Origin of the sequence: Chryseobacterium sp. 2VB, assembly GCF_005503635.1 — a bacterium.
Classification (GTDB): domain Bacteria; phylum Bacteroidota; class Bacteroidia; order Flavobacteriales; family Weeksellaceae; genus Chryseobacterium; species Chryseobacterium cupriresistens.
This window is the reverse complement of record NZ_SCNC01000039.1, coordinates 1-18,432: the sequence shown is the minus strand read 5'-3', so window position 1 is coordinate 18,432 and position 18,432 is coordinate 1. Positions and strand designations below refer to the sequence as shown.

The following is an 18,432-nucleotide window of genomic DNA, read 5'->3' as shown; positions in this document are numbered from 1 at the left end:
ACGAACTTCCTTTTTCCACTACAAAGAAAATTTTAGCACCACTATAAATTTGCAGTATACAAAAGATAACAATTAAATAAAAATAACAATAAAATATTACTGCCATGACAAAACTAATTACAATCACAGCCTTAACTATTGGAGCAATCATATTTGGAACTAATAATGTTCAAGCTCAAAATACAACCGCAACTACAACCGTAAACATCACCCTGAATGATGTCATCTCTATCGATGCAGGAAGTACAGCCATTGGTAATACGGTAGATTTTAACTACGTTACTGCAGCAGACTACAACTCTGATCAGACGATTACTAAAGCGAACTCTTTAAAAGTTACTTCCACAAAGAACTTTAATGTTAAAGTAAAAGCAGGAGGCGCTAATTTTATGAATGGAACGAACTTAATTCCTGTCAATGTTCTGACGATCAAAGCAGCTACAGCAGCCGGAACCATGGGCGGAACAAAAAATACTGTAGTTTTATCTGCAACGGATCAGAATTTAGTTACCAACGCTCCTCTTGGAAGTGCCTTAACATTGAACCTGGACTATACTATTCCAGCGGCAAAATCATCATCTTCTGATATTTTAGGTAAACCAGCCGGAACTTATACGCAAACAGTAACTTATACCGCGACGGCTTTATAATAAAAAATACATCAATTTTACAAAAAAAAAACACATCAATATATATGCCCTCAGTACCTGAAAAGTACTGAGGGTTTTTCTATTTATTATGTGAATAAACTGTGTAGTGATTTTACTACATGAACTTCCTTTTTCCACTACAAAGAAACTTTTAGTACCACTATAAATTTGCAGTATACAAAAGATAATAATTAAATAAAAATAACAATAAAATATTACTGCCATGACAAAAGTAATTACAATCACAGCCTTAACTATTGGAGCAATCATATTTGGAACTAATAATGTTCAAGCTCAAAATACAACCGCAACCACAACTGTAAACATTACCCTGAATGATGTCATCTCTATCGATGCAGGAAGTACAGCAATTGGTGGTATAGTTGCCTTTAACTATGTTACTGCAGCAGACTACAACTCTAATCAGACAATTACCAAAGCGAATTCTTTAAAAGTTACTTCCACAAAGAACTTTAATGTAAAGGTAAAAGCAGGGGGACCGAATTTCGTCAATGGTTCAAACTCAATCCCAGTGGATGTTTTGACAATCAAAGCTGCAGAAGCTCCCGGAAGTATGGGCGGAACAAAAAACGACGTGGTTTTATCTCCAGGAGAAAGAACTTTAGTATCCAATGCTCCTCTCGGAAGTGCCTTAACACTGAATCTGGACTACACCATCCCGGCAGCAAAATCATCATCTTCAGATATTTTAGGTAAACCGGCCGGAACTTATATACAAACAGTAACGTATACCGCGACTGCTTTATAATAAAAATTTTAGTTTAAAAGGTTCCTTTTGCTATGTTTTCAGTAGTTTTGGGAATCTTTTATTATTAAACTATTTACGCCATGCACAAATTCATTCCCCTTTTCATTTTCTTTATCCTTACAGGATCTTCTTCACTTCTGGCACAAAGTATTTCTATGTCGCCTACACGTTTGTTTTTTACCGGCAATCCGGGAGAAAAAGTAACAAAAACAGTCACGCTTCAGAACAGCTCGGATAAGGATTATGTCTTTAATCTCAACTCTAAAGACTGGTTCAGAGAAGAAGACGGAAATAAGGTTTATCTTGAAGCAGGCAGTTCAAAAACGTCTAATGCTTCCTGGGTATCTACCTTAGAAAACACTGTAACAGTTCCTGCGAAAAGTACAAAGGAGATTGCAGTAACCATGCAGATTCCTGCAAACGCATCACAATCTGCCGTTACGAACAGTATGTTGTTTTTTACCCAGCTTCCTCAGCAGGCAGATAAGGCACGTGTTCAGAACGGTATTGGTATTATCACCTTATTTGAGGTGGGACTTCACATCTTTTATACTCCACCGGGAAACCATGTAAAAAGTCTGGATATTACCAATATTGCAGAGGTGAACAATGAAAATGCAGCGAACAGAAAAGTCGCAGTAAGCATTCACAATGATGGAAACACCATCAATGATGCTACCGTTGAGTTTGAACTCACCAACACAGACAATGGCAAAGAAATAAAATTACCCGCAATTTCAATCTCCATGCTTCCGGATACCAATCAGGTCGTTCAGTTTTCTCTACCGGAGAACATTTCAGGGAACTTTCTTGGCGTGGTTATCGTCAAAATGGCAGAATCCAATGATTTACGTGTAGGAGAAAAAAACTTTAAATTTTAATAGTAAGCCTTGAAACCACAGAATGGAATATCAATCTCAGTACTAAGAAGAACAATCTTATTTTTTGTATTTGTTCTTCTGCACTTTTCGTGGGCCTTTGCGCAGGAAAAGAAAGATATACAAATCCATTTTGAAAACGACAGTTTAGCTGTTGAAAAAGGTTCTACCTTTACTAATTTCCTGGTCATTGAGAATAAAAGTTCTGAAGAGATTATTATTCAGAATATTATTCCTCAGGAAAACTATCCGGGGTTGCTTTTCTATCCCAAAAATGGCTTTACCTTAGGTGCTGGTCAGTCTAAAAATCTTCCTGTGAAACTGATTGCCAACGTGGATTTTATGAAACTTAGATCCAATAAGATCCAATTCCAGGTTTCTTACGCCACTCCAACGGTCACCAGAGCTGAAAGCGCCTCGTTCTTCGTTGCTAAAGGCGAAAACAAAAACATTGCAATTTATACCGCTACATACGAAAATTTCATTAACCCTGCTATGCCTCAATCCTCAATTCTGCTGACTGTAGAAAATCAGGGGTATAGTAAACGCACCGTTAAGATTGATTTGCAATCCATTCCTGATGGTTTGGAAATTTTGCCAAAACAACAGACTGTATCCCTGGAAGGTTTGGAAAAACAAACCGTTGAGATCAAAATTGCAGTCAGAAAACAGAATACACTTTATCCGGAATTTAATATTAATGCAATTGTCACAGACCTTCTTGATAATAAAATCGTGGGAAGCAACACGCTCTATTTAGTCATTTTATCACATAACAGACAGATTGCCCGTGGAAATGAAGCGGTGAGCGGAAGTAACTTTGCGGAAATGAGCTATAATGAAAACAGTTCAGGTTTCAATTATCTCCAGTTGAGGGGAAACACAGCATTTCGTGTTACTGATAATGTAAAATCGCGCTTCAATATCGGTGCAGATTACTATGTTGAAGACGGCCGTTATAATCTGTATGATACCTGGCTGGAACTGGAGAGAAAAAATACGGTATTACGCTTGGGAAATGTTAACAGCAGCGATTACGATTACCCGGTTTTCGGAAGAGGCGGGAAGGTTTCTACCAGATTTGGTAACAATAATCAGATTGAAGTTCTTGCGCTGGAAAATAATTATAATCTGTATGGCACTTTTTTCCAGCAAACAGAAGGATCTACCATGGTGGGTACAAAATATGCTTTTGGGAATGCTAAATCTTTTAATGGGAAAGTGTCTTATATATTCGACCATGATCCGCGCTTTAACGTAGATACGCAGGTAGCGAATGCGGTAACGTCATTGTTAATTAATGATAAACACACTATCCGCACGGAGGTAGGAGTGAGCCATGAAAAAGGTCTTTTGAACAACGATGAAAATGCAGGAGCATTAATGGGAGCCAATTACGAGGGGAAAATAGGGAAATGGGATATACAGTCTTTCAATTCCTTTGCCACCAAAAGTTATGCAGGGATCAAAAGGGGATCCTTTTTCTCAAATCAGCGGATCGGCCGTCAATTTTCTGCTGCTCAGCGCGCTTTTATACAATATCAGAACTCGCAGATAGAGCCTGAGTTCCTGAGTTTCCAGAGCGAGCCAATCCAACCTGGGAACACCGCTAATTTGCGTTATTATTTCAACAGTACAGAAGCTTTGGGACTAGGGTATCAGTTTTCTTTAAAAAAATGGAATTTTCTACTGTCTCCAAAGGTTGAAAAACAAAAAACAGCTAATTTTTACACATCACAGGAACTTTTTTCCTATAGGTTGGAAGTCAATGTCAGTACTACTTTAGGTGCTCACGGATTGAACCTTACGGCGGAATATTCTTATTCAAAAGAGAATGATAAACCAGACTGGTTCAACAGTTTGAAAACAACCTTGTCTTACAGATATAAGTCATTTTCCCTCAACGGAACGGCCCAATGGAACGCAACAAGTGTCTTTGATCTAAATTCTTATTATAATGTAAACCGTAATTTCGCCAACTACAATGTTTACGCCTCCTATAATTTCCAGATGTTTAATCATAATCTGACGGGATCTTTTTCAGCAGGGACCTTCTATTCGGAACTTTATAAAAATTTAAACAGCAATATCACCGGTAATCTGGAATATAAGATTTCGCCTTCCTGGTCCACCACAGGGTATTTTAATCTTTCCGGGTATAAATCTACCGCTGAATATGCAACCAGCGGCAGTTATTACCAGTTCAGAGCGGGGATTAAAAAATATTTTACCACAGCAACAGCTCTCGGAAATTATAAAGTGGCTTTCCAGTTCTTTGAAGATAAAAATTTCAATGGACTTCTGGAGTCCGGCGAAGCAGTACTTGCTAATGAAATTGTAAAACTGGACAATTATGTAGCGATGACGGATAAGAATGGAAAAGTAGTCTTTCAGAATGTGCCAGAAGGTACTTACACATTGAAAGTAAACGAAAATGCAGGTGCCCGGTTGATGATGGATCCTTCCATTATGGTCCATAACAATATTAACCGCAAAGTGGGCCTGGTAAAAAACACCAGGGTAAGCGGGAAATTAACAGAGATCAGACAAGCTTACGATGTTTTGGAAACGGATGTAACAGGAATAGTGGTGTATGCAAAAGGTGAAGATGGTGCAATTTATACTGCTGTGGTTAACCAAAGAAATGAGTTTGAGTTTTTCCTGAAAGATGGAAAATACAACCTCTATATTGAAAATGACAAATACAGCTATACACAACCTACCCAAACGATTCTGGTAACAAAAGAAGGGTATTCAAAAACCGTGGTTTTTGAATATAAGAAGAAAGACACCACCATTAAGGTGAAAAAGTTTTAAATTTAAAAGTATGAAAAAGATGAGGGCTTTTCTAACAGGAATTTTTACCGTGTTCTGCGGGTCTGCAGCCACGAAAGCTCAGGATGTGTACCTGTCGGTTCCTGAAAGTAATATTTTTAACAGGACCGAATTTACCTCAGTACCTACAAGGGTAATGACGAACACCAACAGAACCAACTGGGATTATGCCTTTTTGGGATTACTCCCAACCGCTCCTACATTTACCTCTGTTTCCGGGCCAAATTTTACTCATTCTTCTTCCTCACTTACATTACCCGCATCCACGCTTCTGTGGCAGCTGGAAAGTATGGGCGGGCAGCTGCCCTATACCGGACTTTCAGGTTATTTACCAGGTTTTCAGTCGTTCAGTACAAGCGCTGTAAAATGGTTTGAACCGCCATCGATCAGTATCGGTGGAGGGTTCAACCGGGGAAACATCAATTTTACATTTAAAATTCCTGCCTCACAATTTACAGCCAATGCCTTCCGTGCCGGGAATTACTCCATGGATATCACTCAGAATTATAATGACTTCACGCCCCGTAATTTTAAAACAATTTTAGTCATTCCTTCATCTATACGATGGGTTGCAAACTCTTTAACAAAATATATAGAAATCTCATCTTTAAATGACTACCGCGGTACAGGCACGCGGGTATGGGATTTGGGAAATACGGAAATCGCGAATACGGTTGATTTTAATTTTTGGGCGAAAGCTGCTTCCGCAAATGTCCAGTTCACGTCCTCTAAAGGTGTTCCGGGAACCAGAAATATTGCCAGCATTAAATTGGGGAGTAACGGATCTGCACTTACCACCAAGGCCTTAGCTGCCGATTTTCAGAATTTTTCGGCTGCTAACTTCAGTGTTGTAGCGGGAAACAGGAACAGTTTTATCCCCCAGCTTTATGTCTCTGCTGAAGATTTTAAAAACTTCTTTTTTGAAGCCGGAACCTATACGTTTGAATTGAACTTCAATGCCAGAAGTACAGATAACTCCATTAACAGCTTGCAAAATACGGCTGTTCAGCTAAAGGTGCTTCCTCTGTCGGAGATCACCATTCCCAGTTCCGGGCGCAATGTCAACTTCAATTTTAATACCGCTGCCCATTACACGGATGGTCAGTCACAAATGATTCCCAACCAGATTATGTTGTCTAATAATGAAAATTTTGAGCTCTATGTAAAATCGGACGAAAATTATTTCAAGAAAGGCGGTTTACAGACCAACATTAATTCCAATATATTACAAATTGGTGTGGATGGAAGTTCTGTAAGTGTACCTTTATCCAAAACTCCTCAAAAAATACTCTTTAACGGAGCTCCGGTTCTGGACCGCGGACTAAATGTAAGATACACCATTTCGCCTGCGGGTGCCCAAAGTTTGGTAGGGAAGGAAAATACCACTTACTCTGTCAATGTGTATTATAGTTTTACGGCAATTTAACCCTACTTTCTGAAATAGTTTCCTTCATCAGCCCTATATTTTTAGTACCTGTGGATGTATTTTGGTAGTCTGGCTATCAATGATTGCCACTTCAGGCTGCCATTTTTATCCTGCATCATTCATCTTTTTGTGATCAGTAATCTGTTGATACTGTTCTATATTTACCTTTTTCTCTATTTTCGATACTACCGGTAAAAAGTCTGCCAGAGTCAAAATTCTCATGGAATCTGACACAGTCTTTTTTGTGAGATAAAACAGGACCTGTATTATTTCAGGTAAATCCCATTTGATTTTTTTTCACTAATATGATATTTTTTATAACTTGCCAGCTCCTGGAAGAAAGGTCTGAACTATATGTTTTTATTCGTATTTAAACAATATAACTCTTTCTGCCTTCTTTCAAAAAACAATTCAAACAGCTTCTAACCGTGATACTGAATTTATGAATGATTTTATCAACGAACTACAATTAAAAATCGAAAGACTTGAAAACGAAATTAATTTCAAGAACGGACTGATTTCGATATTGTCTCATGACTCAAAAGAACTGTTTGGAACCTTTCTGTGGCTTATCGAAGAGCTGGAGCAAAAGACTATAAGTGAGGAAGATTTTTTTAAGTTATTGCCGCAGATAAAACGTGATGCCCGGAAGAATCTGCAAACGATTCAGGACAGCATTACCTGGCTAAAAACACAATATGGGGAATTTAAGATTAAACCCGTTACAATCATGGTGATGGACCTCTTTCACTATTTAGAAGAAAAATACACTGTTAAATTAAAAGAAAAAAACGTTAAATTTTATTTTAAAGGAGATCACAATGCATTTCTTACAAGCGATCGCCTGTTGCTCGAATATGTTTTGGATAAAATTTTTAACAACGCGGTAAAATACTCCTTGCCGGGTAAGGATATTTATTTTCAGGCCGTTACAGAAGGTGATCAGGTTGTACTTTCTGTAATTGATTCCGGAACCGGAATAAATGAAAAGTATTTATCGGGGATCTACAATTATGATAATCCCATATTTCTGGGAACTGCAGGCGAGAAAGGAGTTGGATTAAGTTTGAAAATTGTAAAAAAATTTATATCCTTGCTGCATGGAAACATCCAGATCATTTCCGCTGAAAATAAAGGTACTACGGTTTCTCTTTTTTTACGTAAATTTATAGAATGATGGGTTCAAAAGTAAACATTCGCATTGTTGTAGCAGACGATCATGGTATCGTCCGGATGGGTTTGATACAAACAATCAAACGATTCAGACCCGATGCCATAATTTCAGAAGTAGAGGATTATAAATCACTGTACAAATTGATTCTGAAAGAAGAATTCGATCTGGCCATTATGGACGTTAATATGCCCAATGGCACTGTTCAGGAAGCAATAGATTACATAAAATTACATCAACCTGAATTAAAAATTCTAATTTTTTCTTCACAGGATGAAGAGTTGTATGGAATGCGTTATCTGAAAATGGGAGCTGGCGGCTATCTAAGTAAGCTAAGCTCCACTGAAGTCATTGAAACTGCTTTGGCGGCGATGCTCAGTAAAGGACGGTATGTCAGTGATAATATAAAGGAAGCTATTTTTTTAGAATCCTTAAATGGCACGACGAAAAAATCTCCCTTTGAAGCGCTCTCAGACCGCGAATTGCAAATTGCCAATAAGCTTGCGGAAGGTCTTCCCCTCAAAGAAATTTCTAATCAGCTGAATCTCCATTCATCGACGATCAGCACTTACAAAAACAGGTTATTTGAAAAACTGAAAATACGATCCCTACCCGAATTGGTGGACATTCTCAGGCTGTATAATCAGTAAAAATGCTATCACAGAAGCTTTAGACTAAATAGTTGCAGACGGGCCACTTTTTGCTCCGGTTCGTAAGTTTTGGAACCTTAGAAGACATCTCTAAGGTCTGTGCTTTGAGTCATATATCGGTATATCATATCATTCTGTCTTTCAGGTTGATTTTTAATATGCTGTTTCATTTTCTTCCCTTGTCCCTGTTAACACAATTAAATAATAATACAACAATGTTGCTGTTGCATTAAGAATAGTATATTTTATCTTATTTTCTGATATCCTGAATGATTTTTAAAGAAGATCTTTTTCATTTACAATTTTTTCCGGCCAGGCAAAGCCTGCTCCTCCGTGCAGATATCTTTCCGTTTCGAGGTAAAAAGTATTCACTCCCTGTAGTCCCACTCCTGCATAATAAACGAATTGGTCTACGTGTTCCTGATATTCTCCAAACTCACGGTATTCGCTGTGTAAAGTCATGAAACCTGCCATTTCTTCGTTGTGAATACGAAAAGTTTCTGAACAGGCTTCTGCCAATGAAAGATTGTATTGTTGCTGTAAAACAAAAACGAGATTAAAAACCTCAGTTCCTTTCGCCATTTCTTTAGGCAGAGAATGAATATCGTTCTGCCATGCCACAGTTAAGGTCATATGAGATATCATTTTCTGAAAAACAATGTGTTCAAATATATGTTCAGGTAAAACGAGACCTGACTCTATCTCACCAAAAATCAGATACGGCCGCATAAGAACTGAATATTCGCGGATGGTTTTGAAAAGATGGAGTGATGGTGGCCGTTCAGCCTTCTTGTAAGGATATTCGAGCTCAATTCCATACCGGAACGATTGATAAAAATAATGTATGAAACGTTCTACCCATATCGCAGGCATTAATGCACGGAATTCGTCCCTTATTAATGCTATGTGTTGATAAAGTGCATTTTCTTCGGGTTTTGGCTGCTCTCCTCTGAGAATTGCTGTACATCGATTTCTCATTTGTTCCATTTCCTTGGGAGATGAGTGTTCTACCTGATCGTCGAGCGCAACATATTGCAGCATGAATCTATTGCAAGGGATACTTTGCTCATAAGTGAGGTCTGGCCACATACGCGCAGTACACATATGTAACCTCATTTTCTTGTATTTTTCACGTTGTTTTTCTGTCAGGAAAGTATAGTCGTTATCAATCCATCCTTCCATATCTTTTCCCATTTGTTCAGCATGCGGGCTGATAAGGTCCGGCCATGGATAATAGCCGCGTGGTAGGTAATCTTTTGAATGATATTCTTCGGGTTTCATTTTATTAAAGTTTAAGGTTGTTCTGGATTTACTTTTTTACAGCTTGTTTATATCTGATTTAATTTGTTTTTCATCTCTTCTGCATCCGGAAATTCCATGGCATTATAACGGGCTAATTTGGTAGAAATATTTTTCCAGCCGCTTAATACCATACTCATATAATGCACCCAGTTGACTACGGCATCCTGCCATTCTCCAAAATCCGGAAGAGAAGCCTGTAAGGTGATAAACTCTTTCAGGTCTTCATTATGGAGACGCAGATCCTCCAGACAGGCTTCTTTCAAAGACATTTGGCGTTCGTGCTGTATCACTTTCACAATATTGTAATAAATACTCTCTGTGGCTTCATCTTTCATTACAGACTGTACTTCATTGAAAAACGTTACCAGATGGCACGCTAATGCCTGTAGACGACGAATAACCGGATGGGCATGAATTTCAGGAGGCAGAATGACTCCGGTTTCAACTTCTGTAAGCTGCAGAAAAGGATACAGGCATATAGAATCTTCTCTCAGGGCAATACACTCGGTGATTGTTGGGAATGTTTTATTTTTTTTATACTGCACCTCTGTTTTTAATCCATTAAAGTACCTGCTGATCATTTGTGTGAACCGGGAAATTGATTCCTGTGGAATGAACTGCTGCAGTTCCTGCCTTAATGAGCCCAGCATTGAACCTAAGGGAATTGGAGACTGTGCCGCACTGAGTTCACCATTCAGAATTGCAATTGATTGCAAATGCACATAATCGATGTCATCAGGTTCACTTTCCTCATATAGATCATCATTGTACAAAGTCCAGAGCATAAGCCTGCAAATAGGTTTAAATCGTTCGGCTGATGCGGTAGGAAACCACTGCGCTGCAATGTGGGCCGTTTTTGTTTTTTTGTATTTCCTGCGGACATCAGGATTTTTTTCATAGAGCCAGAGATATTCTCCGTCGATCCATTGATGCTCTGTTATTTCCTGCAATTGATCTGCATAAGGATTTTTTAAAGTGGGAAACGGGTATCTGAACTTTCTGTGAAGCAGTTCAAGCGTGTTAAAATTTTCATTACTCATGATTATATGTTTTTAATGGTTTATTTTTTAGTTTATCATTTTTTAACTCAATAGAGGATATCATAAAAAATGATAAGCTTTGCCCAAAAAATGATATACAGTAAAACCAGCTGTATATCAAAAAGATACAATCGTAAATAATGAAATGAAGTTACAAATTAATTATAATTAAACTGTAATTTTATTTAAAAAATTACTGAGAGATCATTTAATTAGTGTGGGAATCAATTCCATTAGAGGTAAATAAACTGGTAACAGATCCTCTTGTTAGAAAGTAGCCAATTTCAGATGATAGTGGATTTTAACCCCGAAGTTTATATTTTTGTAATGCTATGCACAATCAGCTGAACCAACTTATTTCAAAAAATGTAAAACTCTCAGATTCAGAAAGAGAGCTTTGTAATCGGTATTTCGAACCTGTATTGTATCCAAAAAACAGAATAATTGAGGAAGAAGAAAAAATACCAAAGTACCTGTATTTTGTGGTTTCAGGTTTTGTGCGGCTGTTCCATTACAATGATAAAGGAGATGAAATAACCACCCATATCAACTGTCGTCCTGGCTTCATTACATCATATACCAACTTTGTCAATCAGAATAAATCTGAAGAAAATCTCGAGTGTATTACCGAATGTGAGCTTTTACGCATTACAAAGGCTGATCTCGATCTGCTTATCCGGCAGAGTCCTGCATTTAAAGATTTCAGTTTTTTCGTATTTCAGCAATCGTTGTCCTACAATGAAAAACGGGCAAAGGACCTTGCAACATTGACCGCTGAAAAGCGTTATTTAAAGTTGATAACGGAAAATCCTGAAATTCTGCATAATGTCCCGATGCAGTATATCGCTTCTTTTTTAGGGATGAATCCAAAAAGTTTGAGCCGTATCCGCAAGCAGATTATTAGGTAACATTTGTGAAGTGATTTTGAATGAGCAAAACTGAAATTTGCACTATCATTTAAAATCAAAAGATATGACAAGCAAAAACTTAGTATTGGTATCAGGTGCGAACGGTCATCTGGGCAATAATCTGGTAAGATTACTAATAAAAGAAGGATTTCATGTAAGGGCATCCGTTCGCAGTATCCAAAATAAAGAATGTTTCAGGGATCTGAACTGTGAAGTAGTTCAGGCTGACATTACGGACAAAGTTTCCTTTGTTAAGGCTCTTCAGGGGGTTCATACATTTTATGCTGTAGGTGCATCATTTAAATTGTGGGCTAAAGATCCAAAAAAGGAAATCTACGATGTCAATATGAACGGAACCCGAAATACGATTGAAGCCGCCGCAGAAGCGGGCGTGAAAAGAATCGTTTATGTAAGTTCCATTGCAGCTTTGGATTACACCCATCTTCCTGCTAAAGAAAGTAATGGGTATAATCCTGACCGCCGGGATATGTATTATAATTCGAAAAACGATGGTGAGAAACTGGCTTTTCAACTCGCTGAAGAATTAGGAATAGAACTGGTGTCCGTAATGCCGGGAGCAATGATAGGTGGCGAAGCATTTCTTCCTTTGAATGTGTCCTATGGTGTACTGAAGTTAATTTTAAATAAACAAATACCAATGGATACCCAAATAACCCTTAATTGGGTAGATGTAAAAGATGTTGCCGAAGGATGTTACCTTGCTGCTCAGAAAGGACGCTCAGGGGAACGGTATATCTTAGCTAATGAAAAATGTATGACTATTACCAATACTACCAGATTGGCTCAAAAGCTTTATCCTGAACTGAAAATCAAAGTGCCGGGTTCTGTTCCTAAATTTGTCCTCTATACCATTGCCGGATTCATGGAACTGTCAGCTAAAATTAGTGGAAAACCTCCTGTATTAACTACAAAGGATATTGCAATGTTTTCAGGACTACAACAGAATTTTGATATTTCCAAAGCCAGAAATGAATTGGGTTTTAATCCGAAAAATCCCGAACAGGCCATAAGAGAAGCTTTGTCCTATCTGATGGAGCATAAAAATTTGCTGTAATCACCAGTTTCGATGACAGAAATTCAATCTATTTAAAAATGGTTGGGAAAAGAGTAACTGTATTGTTGACTCAGACGGAGGGGGCATTTTTGAATACTTTTCCGTCTTTTTATTTTTAATGTATTGTTAATGTGAATGTATTTTCTTCAAATTCAAGTTTTTTGGCCAAAATCGATCGTTTTATAATGGTGAATGTTCGATGGAAATCCGGCTGCATAAAAATGGTTAATCCTTAGTTTATTTTATATGATCAGCATCATAAGATAAATACTATTATTCTGCTACATTTGTAATAATAAGATAAAAGAAAATAAGAAATAAGAATAGCAACCTCAACTAAAATTATCACCAGTTGTTAGAAACTTATTTTTATCAAATGGCAGAAAAGGAGCATATTATTACCTTTTGAAAGATGTATTCAACGACCGAAATAATAGATTATTGTTACCATTAAAAAACGATTATCACGGTTCTATGGCTAATAATATTGTGGTATTGCCAGTTAATGCATAACTGCATTATTCCCCTATGATTATGTCGAATATTCCCCACAGCGTTACATAGGGAGATACTGTATTCCCAATATAATTATACTTAACGCTTACATGCGAATACCTATATTTTCTATACCTCAAACTTTACCTTATTGCTACCAGCCTTACTTTATACAGGTCGGGGAAAATAAATTTGGTAGCTATTCGGAGTTGAAAATTACGAAATAATGTTCAGCAACCATGATTTTTATTCCTTCAGATAAAAATCAATCTGAGTTGTTTAAAATTTGCACTTAAAAAGACTGCCGGTTTTATTGAGATATTCATTCGTAACCATAACCAAAAAATTGAATAATATGATTATCGATGAAAATCTTTTGCTCGAAAATGGAGCAGTTTACGAAAATTATCCTGCAAAGGAAACTATTTATGAAATGGGAGGTATTCCCTATTATTATTTCCAGATTGTTACGGGAACAGTAGAATTAAATAATTATCATGAAGATGGTAAGGAATTTACCCTGAACATTATTTTTGAAGGTCAAAGCTTCGGAGAGTCTCTGCTTTTTGGAGATAAGAATTACCCGATGAATGCCGTTGCCCGAACCGATTGCAAAATTATCAGATTACCAAAATCCAACTTTTTTGATATATTGAGTAAAAATATGGAATTGGCTTTTACCATGTTCCGTTATCTTTCCGACCGGCTTTTTTATAAATATGTAATACTGTTTAGTAACTCAGCTACAGACCCGGTACCAAAAATAAAATCTTTACTGGATTATTACAAGGAAAATTCATTAAAGCAAAAATCTTATCCTTATCAGGTTCCGCTTACCAGACAGCAGATTGCCAATTTAACGGGTTTACGTGTCGAAACAGTAATACGGACTATTAAAAAGATGGCTGCGGATAATATTCTTAAACTTGATGGACGACGGATTTTGTACTGATCATTTAGAATAGTATTCTCAGCAGTTATACTTCAGATGTCCGATATAACAACTACCGGTTGTTAAATACAACTATAAATAGCGGTAAAACAACTCAAAGTATTCATCAATATAAGATATCCGACAGGTGCACTGATTATCTTTGTATCGTTAAATGAAATAAAAAACTTATCAATTATGAATACGAAGACATTAGGCAATAAAATAGCGATGGCCCGAAAAGAAAAAAATATGTCTCAGGCCCAGCTTGCCCAGCTCATCTATATTAGTCCGCAAGCCGTTGGAAAATGGGAAAGGGGAGAATCTGTTCCGGATATCCTAACCATCAACCAGCTTGCTGATATTTTAGATGTTGATCTCAACTATTTTTCAGAAAATTACCCATCTCAAAATGAAAGAGCAGATCATAAGAGTATGGGCCCAATAGAAAACTCAGCACCGTTTGATCAGGCTGATATACCAGAACAGCTTACTACATTCAAAGGCAGCAATCTTTCACAAACGGACTTTGCAGGCGTTACTGCACATCATACCAAATTTGTAGCCAATTCACTGTCTGGATCGGATTTTTCCGGGGCTGATCTTACCGGAAGCCTATTCAAAACCAGCGATGTGCGTGATTCCAATTTTGAAGAAACGAACCTGACAGACTGCAGCTTCTCTACACTGGATCTGGCAGGATCAGATTTTAATAAGGCTACTCTTATCCGGACTGAATTCAATAGAGTTGGGCTGGGGAAAGTAAAATTTACTGATTTAACAATGAAAGATGTAAAACTGAGAATGATTGATCTTAAAGACACCGTGTTCCAGAAATGTACTTTTGATGGTGTACATTTTAAATATTGTGATATACGGGAAATGTCTCTGGAGGATCTTACTTTCATTGGGGTAAGATTTGACAGGGTTTCATTGGAAGGCGTTACTTTTAAGGATTCAATATTAAATAATGTATCTTTCATTCCTTCTTTTTCTCTCACCAATAAGTACTATCGTGCTATTAAAACGATCCACTTTGACAATGTAAAGATGGATAAACTAACATTTGCTTCCCTCAAAGGCCTGGGAGCTGATTTGTCTGAAGTCACCATTATTTAAATAATCCATTGCCATATTCAACAGAAAACAGGACATCTCATATTGATGATGTCCTGTTTTCTGTTTTATTTTTGAAAGTTTCTGTGAGAAAACTATAATTTTATTTAAAAATTTTTTCACAGAGCATTGGTAGAAATATTCATTTAAATTCTGGAAATGTAATTTTTAAACTACAGAAACAAGATATAATATTACAAGACCGGCAATTTGTTTTTACACGGAGCAAATAAATTTTTCAGCTCTCGTGTATTAAATTTGTACCATCATTAAAATAAAGTAGTTCAATCCTTAAAAAATAAAAGAATTATTTAAGTCAGTAATGATGAAATACAAATGAAAGAACAATAAAAATATATTTAAACTCTCTAAAGTACTCCCCAAAAGCTATATATAGAACAATACATTTATCTCAGGTTGTAAAGCCTCTATAAAATTTTTATTCTTTTTGTTTATCCTTAAGCAAAAAGCCGTTTTTTTCTATTCCAATTTTAAGTAAAGTGATATTTTTTTTATTTGTGCTATGAATGCACAAGTTGATATAAGATCATATTTACTTGCTGGCCTCATATCTATTCACTTCAAAAAAAGTTTAAACACTAATATAAAAGCAATGAGAAAAAATTTAACAACTTTATTAACGGTAGCCTTGTTAACAGCTTCTTCTGATATTTTTGCACAGACCACAGGTGTAGGGGTGAATACTACAACACCTAATTCCACATTGGATGTTAATGGAAAACTAGGGGTTGCTGATATTGACGGACTTCAGGCGCCGAGGCTTACCCGAACACAGCTTTCTGCCAAAGGGGATTCTCTTTATGGAGCTGATCAAAAAGGAGCATTGATATATATAACAGATATCTCAACAGGTAATAATACCGGACCTAGAACGAATATCGACAGTATCGGGTATTATTATTTTGATGGTACAGTATGGCAAAAACTGATCTATAATAATATTTATAATGCAGATGGTACACTTACCAATACCAGAACGGTTTCCCAGAATGGAAAAGATCTGAAATTTGAGAATCAACAGACTACAACCATTAATAACAGTTCCGGTCTTGGGATTATACAGGATTCAGGAACGGGAACAAGATCTTCAATGGGTTTTTCCAATGGTGGCAATTACTCATTATTTATTTATTGTGATACTGACTCGGCAGCACAGATTTCTGCTACAGGCAACAGTACGGTACTTTCTATTGGGACCGGTTATACAAATACTCCCTCAGGTATTGATTTTGTGACAGCTCCTGTGGCGGGAGATCGAGGAACAGTACAGTCAACCATAGAACCGGATGGGAATTTTTTTATTCATCAGAAATTGGGCATAGGATATAATAGCGGTATCACATTCGGATCGGAAAGATTAAAAGTAAATGGAAGCATTGCTACAACAACAGCTACTTATCCGGATTATGTATTTGATCAGTATTTTAACGGGATTTCAAATATGAATTCAAATTATAAATTTTCAACTATTTATGATACAGAAAAGTTTATTCAGGATAATAAGCATTTGCCCGGGGTAACTTCTATTAAAGAGTTAGAGAAAACGAAAGATGGATATTCTTTTGATATTACCCGATTATCAACCCAAACTCTGGAAAAAGTAGAAGAACTGTATTTACATGTCATAGAACAGCAAAAACAAATTGACTCTCAAAGAGAACAAATTAATGAGCTACTTACCTTGACTCAAAAATTACAGAAGAAAATTAAATCAAAAAAGCATTACTAAAATTGTAATAATAACTTTACGATTCTGATAGATTATAGAGTATAAAAAAGCGGAATATTTATTCCGTTTTTTTATACTCTCAATACGTACTTCAGCCCATCTTTTTGATAATGGGGACGTTTATTTATGTTTGTGGATCTGGTTTCTATCGCCCAGCCTTACAAGATCCACAGCATTTTTAATATTGAGCTTTTTATAAATTCTTGCTTTATAAGTACTCACAGTGGAAAGGTGAAGGTTGAGTTCATTCGATATTTCAATATTCCCATAACCTTTCACCAGGAGATCAAATATTTCCTTTTCTCTTTCAGATAATGTTTCAAGTGGATTGATGGGAGTATCTTTTTTAGCAGATGAAACAAGCTTTTTTACAATATCCGGTGAGTAATAAGTTCCGGTTTCAAAGATTTGGTGAACTGCTTCCAGGATGTTATTTTCATCTGATAATTTATTAATGTATCCATCAGCTCCTTCAATGATGTATCGTACGGCAACATCATTGTCATACACCGAAAAAACAAGGATTTTAAGATTGGGCTGTATTGTTTTTATTTCACCAATCATACTCAAATATTTGCTTTCCGGCATATTGATATCTAAAATCAGCAGGTCAAACGACTCAGCATATAATTTTTCTGTGAGCTCGATATAGGATTTTGCACAGGAAATTTTTACATCTTTGTAGTGGGATTCCAAAATCAGGGTAGTACCTAATCTTACTACTAAGTGATCATCTGCAATAATAATTTTTCTATTCATCTTTTTGTTTTTTATTTTAATTGATATTGTCGTTTATATATAACGATCATATTCATCAGCCTCGTGAAGCTTTTGAGCTGTAATGGATACTATATTTTCAGTGTAAGCAATAAAATTATAAATGGAATCTTTTTCAATATTTCCAAAAAATACAGAAGCACTATTGTCTTTAAGATTAAGATAATTATACGTTATAGAATTGCATCCGTTACAGCGTACTAGACCGTTTTCTGTACTCAGCCATATAAATCCATATTTACCTTTAATAATATCTTTTACCTTATTCTGTGGAAGGCCATTATCTGTGTCATACCATACAGAAACTGTTTGCTGGCTATAGCAAAGCAGTATCCAGAATAATAGCAGCAATATAACTGCTTTATGATATATTAAGGATAGTTGATACATTTGTGTTTATTCGATTCAGTTATTATAAATGTAGTGAAAATAAATCATTGTTAAAAGAATTAAATGTCGTTTATAAACTACATAAGATAAGATTAAAAATTACAATATTAGTAATCTATTTTTACAGTAATTATTTTATGCTTTGTATAGATTATCAGACATTTGTGTCAATAATTTTAATGCTTACTAATAATTAAAAGTTAAATCAATTCTCAAATTTTTTAAATGAAATTTCTATTAATATTTCACATTTATGAGATATTTTAACG

Annotated in this window: 16 protein-coding genes; 12 read left to right on the top strand and 4 right to left on the bottom strand. The window is 36.2% G+C overall.

The features are described from left to right. Nucleotides 1-104 precede the first annotated feature (104 nt). The 7 genes from FFS26_RS21710 (at nucleotide 105) to FFS26_RS21680 (ending at nucleotide 8,379) form a co-directional block, all read left to right on the top strand. On the top strand, nucleotides 105-650 hold the full coding sequence (locus FFS26_RS21710; RefSeq protein WP_137906128.1) for a peptidoglycan-binding protein LysM: 546 nt from the start codon (nucleotides 105-107) through the stop codon (nucleotides 648-650). Nucleotides 651-873: 223 nt separating this feature from the next. Beyond that, nucleotides 874-1,419: a peptidoglycan-binding protein LysM gene (locus FFS26_RS21705; RefSeq protein ID WP_137906127.1), complete on the top strand. Its 546-nt coding sequence runs from the start codon at nucleotides 874-876 to the stop codon at nucleotides 1,417-1,419. An 80-nt stretch (nucleotides 1,420-1,499) separates the two neighbouring features. Next, nucleotides 1,500-2,300, top strand: a complete 801-nt coding sequence (locus tag FFS26_RS21700) for a WxL protein peptidoglycan domain-containing protein (protein WP_228449476.1) — start codon at nucleotides 1,500-1,502, stop codon at nucleotides 2,298-2,300. Nucleotides 2,301-2,309: 9 nt separating this feature from the next. Further along, on the top strand, nucleotides 2,310-5,114 hold the full coding sequence (locus tag FFS26_RS21695; RefSeq protein WP_228449475.1) for a hypothetical protein: 2,805 nt from the start codon (nucleotides 2,310-2,312) through the stop codon (nucleotides 5,112-5,114). Between the two features lie 10 nt (nucleotides 5,115-5,124). Beyond that, complete coding sequence (locus FFS26_RS21690; protein ID WP_137906126.1) at nucleotides 5,125-6,558, top strand: hypothetical protein; 1,434 nt, start codon at nucleotides 5,125-5,127, stop codon at nucleotides 6,556-6,558. A 442-nt stretch (nucleotides 6,559-7,000) separates the two neighbouring features. Continuing rightward, entirely contained in the window at nucleotides 7,001-7,735 is a 735-nt protein-coding gene (locus FFS26_RS21685; RefSeq protein ID WP_137906125.1) for a sensor histidine kinase, read from the top strand. Continuing rightward, nucleotides 7,732-8,379 carry a response regulator transcription factor gene (locus tag FFS26_RS21680; protein ID WP_228406558.1) on the top strand — a complete coding sequence of 216 codons (648 nt, stop codon included), beginning with the start codon at nucleotides 7,732-7,734 and terminating at the stop codon, nucleotides 8,377-8,379. The genes FFS26_RS21685 and FFS26_RS21680 overlap by 4 nt, the downstream gene beginning before the upstream one ends. A gap of 276 nt (nucleotides 8,380-8,655) precedes the next feature. On the opposite strand, the gene FFS26_RS21675 is transcribed toward FFS26_RS21680, so the two are convergent. Continuing rightward, complete coding sequence (locus FFS26_RS21675; protein WP_137906124.1) at nucleotides 8,656-9,660, bottom strand: terpene synthase family protein; 1,005 nt, start codon at nucleotides 9,658-9,660, stop codon at nucleotides 8,656-8,658. Between the two features lie 47 nt (nucleotides 9,661-9,707). Continuing rightward, the gene (locus FFS26_RS21670) at nucleotides 9,708-10,721 is read right to left on the bottom strand and encodes a terpene synthase family protein (protein WP_137906123.1); all 1,014 of its coding nucleotides are present in this window, start codon (nucleotides 10,719-10,721) and stop codon (nucleotides 9,708-9,710) included. A gap of 332 nt (nucleotides 10,722-11,053) precedes the next feature. On the opposite strand from FFS26_RS21670, the gene FFS26_RS21665 reads away from it, so the two are divergent. The 5 genes from FFS26_RS21665 (at nucleotide 11,054) to FFS26_RS21645 (ending at nucleotide 16,996) form a co-directional block, all read left to right on the top strand. Beyond that, nucleotides 11,054-11,629: a Crp/Fnr family transcriptional regulator gene (locus FFS26_RS21665; RefSeq protein WP_137906122.1), complete on the top strand. Its 576-nt coding sequence runs from the start codon at nucleotides 11,054-11,056 to the stop codon at nucleotides 11,627-11,629. A gap of 64 nt (nucleotides 11,630-11,693) precedes the next feature. Continuing rightward, nucleotides 11,694-12,704 (top strand): NAD-dependent epimerase/dehydratase family protein, encoded by a 1,011-nt coding sequence (locus tag FFS26_RS21660; protein WP_137906121.1) that lies wholly within the window; start codon nucleotides 11,694-11,696, stop codon nucleotides 12,702-12,704. An 850-nt stretch (nucleotides 12,705-13,554) separates the two neighbouring features. Further along, a complete protein-coding gene (locus tag FFS26_RS21655) occupies nucleotides 13,555-14,151 on the top strand; it encodes a Crp/Fnr family transcriptional regulator (RefSeq protein WP_110011209.1) in 597 nt (198 codons plus the stop codon). A gap of 177 nt (nucleotides 14,152-14,328) precedes the next feature. Next, nucleotides 14,329-15,249 (top strand): pentapeptide repeat-containing protein, encoded by a 921-nt coding sequence (locus FFS26_RS21650; protein ID WP_137906120.1) that lies wholly within the window; start codon nucleotides 14,329-14,331, stop codon nucleotides 15,247-15,249. Nucleotides 15,250-15,859: 610 nt separating this feature from the next. Continuing rightward, nucleotides 15,860-16,996 (top strand): hypothetical protein, encoded by a 1,137-nt coding sequence (locus tag FFS26_RS21645; RefSeq protein ID WP_137906119.1) that lies wholly within the window; start codon nucleotides 15,860-15,862, stop codon nucleotides 16,994-16,996. 120 nt (nucleotides 16,997-17,116) lie between these two features. On the opposite strand, the gene FFS26_RS21640 is transcribed toward FFS26_RS21645, so the two are convergent. Then, entirely contained in the window at nucleotides 17,117-17,755 is a 639-nt protein-coding gene (locus tag FFS26_RS21640; RefSeq protein ID WP_137906118.1) for a response regulator transcription factor, read from the bottom strand. Nucleotides 17,756-17,788: 33 nt separating this feature from the next. Then, nucleotides 17,789-18,163 carry a hypothetical protein gene (locus tag FFS26_RS21635; RefSeq protein ID WP_228449474.1) on the bottom strand — a complete coding sequence of 125 codons (375 nt, stop codon included), beginning with the start codon at nucleotides 18,161-18,163 and terminating at the stop codon, nucleotides 17,789-17,791. Between the last annotated feature and the right edge of the window lie 269 nt (nucleotides 18,164-18,432).